Source organism: Tritonibacter sp. SIMBA_163, from assembly GCF_046535935.1.
Classification (GTDB): domain Bacteria; phylum Pseudomonadota; class Alphaproteobacteria; order Rhodobacterales; family Rhodobacteraceae; genus Epibacterium; species Epibacterium scottomollicae.
This window is the reverse complement of sequence record NZ_JAWJBP010000088.1, coordinates 1-634: the sequence shown is the minus strand read 5'-3', so window position 1 is coordinate 634 and position 634 is coordinate 1. Positions and strand designations below refer to the sequence as shown.

General features: G+C 53.6%; 1 pseudogene. It reads right to left on the bottom strand.

Annotated features, from left to right (window positions below):
* Nucleotides 1-158: 158 nt before the first annotated feature.
* Nucleotides 159-380: pseudogene (locus R0J92_RS21535) on the bottom strand (transposase); the annotation flags it as partial.
* Nucleotides 381-634 lie beyond the last annotated feature (254 nt).

The following is a 634-nucleotide window of genomic DNA, read 5'->3' as shown; positions in this document are numbered from 1 at the left end:
CTAAGCGCCGCTGGAAACTGAAGACACGACCGCGCAACTAACCACAACCAGCCTCCGGCAAACTTGGGGCGGTTCACAGTCACCTAGAGGTTCTCGCCTATGAGACGGCCTTCACGCGCGCCATTGTCGCTCGGGCCAATGGCACAACAAGTGGCGCTTCCAAGCGCTTCCTTCAACAGGTCGTTTTGCATGCTCATCTTGGCAGACATGCGCTTCAGGCGACGGTTATCTTCCGCCATATCCTTCATCTCGAAAATCAAGGACGCGCCCATGCCACCGAACTCGGCGCGCCATTTGTGAAAACTCACGCTGCTCATTGCGTGCTCGCGGCACAGCTCAGAGACCGGGACGCTCCTCTCCGCCTGCTTCAACACGGCCATGATCTATCCGTCGCTATATCGTCCGTTCTTCATCGTAAATCTCCTCAGATATCTTGCCGAGAAAACTCAACTTGTGAACAACACTATTTTTAGGAGGGATTGCCGTTGGTCATGATCGCCAATGCAATCATCAAAACCGGTAAGTCGTGGTAGATTCGACGCGAAAGATCGACACAGTTGCTAGGTCGTGTTGACAAAAGGGATTCACATCCGCTCGCGGGCGTGATTCAAGCTGGTATCTGTAATGGAGACCA